We start from the raw sequence: 810 nt of genomic DNA, 5'->3' as shown, positions 1-810 counted from the left end.
CCTTAAAAACGGATGAAGGTGACCACCTAAAGTTCCTCCTTCAAAAAAGTGTAAAGTTGTTCATCGGGAATGGGGTCTAAAATAGAAGATTAAAGCCCGAGTTAAACTTTTATTCTATCTGTTTTTCTATAAAAAATTGCAAATTTGGTTCATAGATTTTGTACAAAAATACATATAAATTCCAACACGTTGATATAGTGTATAGTATAAAATCTCATAGATATCTTTCTTCATTCTTGGTTTTCCTTTTTCTGATGGACTCTCCGAACAATTCAACCCTGAGAGAGTTGTGTACCAGTCTGTCGAGTATCGCATCGGCCACCGTTTTTTCTCCGATGGCGTCATACCACCCCTTTACAGGCAGCTGCGAAGTTATCATGGTGGACCTTTTCTGATGCCTGTCCTCTATAATATCCATCAGTATGCCTCTTGACTGCGAGTCGAAGGACTGCATGCAAAAATCATCCAGGATGAGCAAATCCATCCTTTCGATACGCTTCAGGTCGTTCAATATAGTACCTTTCACTTTGCCTATTTTTAGAGTGCTCATCAGTTTGGCCGTGGAAGCGTAGAGCACTCTGTATCCTTCCTGGCAGGCCTTGTTGCCTAACGCTGTTGCCAGATAGCTTTTGCCGGTTCCTGTAGGTCCGGTAATGAAGAGGTCCCTGCTCTCTTTTACAAATGTCAGGGCAGCCAGACGCTCCACCTGGTTTTGGTCCAGCCCCCTCTCAAAAGAGTAGTCCATTTCTTCCAGGGAGGCGTTGTAGCGGAACGAGGCGGCCTTGACGGCACGCTCTATCGCCCTGTTGC

General features: G+C 44.4%; 1 protein-coding gene. It reads right to left on the bottom strand.

The features are described from left to right. Positions 1-214: 214 nt before the first annotated feature. On the bottom strand, positions 215-810 hold a 596-nt coding region (gene istB / locus D1136_RS10790; protein WP_161877623.1), incomplete at its 5' end, for an IS21-like element helper ATPase IstB.

The sequence above is a fragment of the Odoribacter sp. Z80 genome, from assembly GCF_009935865.1.
GTDB lineage: Bacteria > Bacteroidota > Bacteroidia > Bacteroidales > Marinifilaceae > Odoribacter.
Note: the sequence above shows the minus strand (reverse complement) of the source record. Positions and strands in the feature narration are given on the sequence as shown.